This window comes from Vibrio sp. 10N.222.51.C5, from assembly GCF_041474575.1.
Lineage (GTDB): Bacteria > Pseudomonadota > Gammaproteobacteria > Enterobacterales > Vibrionaceae > Vibrio > Vibrio crassostreae_C.
Map to the genome: position 1 here is coordinate 1 of NZ_JBFRUJ010000126.1, position 788 is coordinate 788.

General features: G+C 37.4%; 1 protein-coding gene and 1 pseudogene. Both read right to left on the bottom strand.

The window, feature by feature from the left end:
• Nucleotides 1–56: 56 nt before the first annotated feature.
• Nucleotides 57–560, bottom strand: a complete 504-nt coding sequence (locus AB4558_RS21925; RefSeq protein WP_017057788.1) for a YgjV family protein — start codon at nucleotides 558–560, stop codon at nucleotides 57–59.
• A 129-nt stretch (nucleotides 561–689) separates the two neighbouring features.
• Nucleotides 690–788, bottom strand: a pseudogene (locus AB4558_RS21930) (2-dehydro-3-deoxyphosphogluconate aldolase); the annotation flags it as partial.

A 788-nucleotide genomic window follows, 5' to 3' on the forward strand; every position in this document is an offset into this window, starting at 1 on the left:
TTTAATTAGTGATGTATTACTTCCATATTTTAAATTTAGAATAAAAAATATATTGCCTATTTTATAGTTAACAATCTGCGTTGATGTAAACGATAGATAGTGACCATGTTGGTGACAATAAAGGTGATTTCGACAAAGGACCCGCCAATCGAACCAATCCAAATGTTATGGCTAGCCCAACAGAAAGAATTGAATAAGATCAAGGACCTCAATGCGATGCCTTGTCTTGAAAAGAGTGCCCATGTCGCAACGGATGAACCAACAACCGTAATAAATTCAAAGAAATGATTCATGTTGGGTAAAGTCATGCACCACATCAAGCCAATAAAGAACCACATCACTTTGCGCGATTGAGTTTTTATCGATACATAGCTGCGAATAGCATTAATAATTACGCCTATAGCCGCCACTATGGCGCCCATTAATATGAAATGGATACTCATTACAAAACAAAAGATCATCATCTGGTAGCGAAAACGCATATCATCTTTTTGCCAAAATGCCATTACACCGATACAAAAAGCCAGGCCGCCAACTCCTTGTGTTATCCAGTTTTCCATATTTAGCCTTTATTTTTAAGATGCTATCGAGCACGATTAAATATTAACTTTGAAAGAATAATGCTCAACCATAAAATAACCCTCCAAAAGGAGGGCTAGATATAACGTCAAAATGCTATTGCACTAGGTTTAATTGACTAACTTAACGGCTTCACGAGTTAAATGAGCCAGCTCTTCCCAATTGCCTTCTTCAATCAGCTTCTTATCCACCATCCAAGTACCGCCACA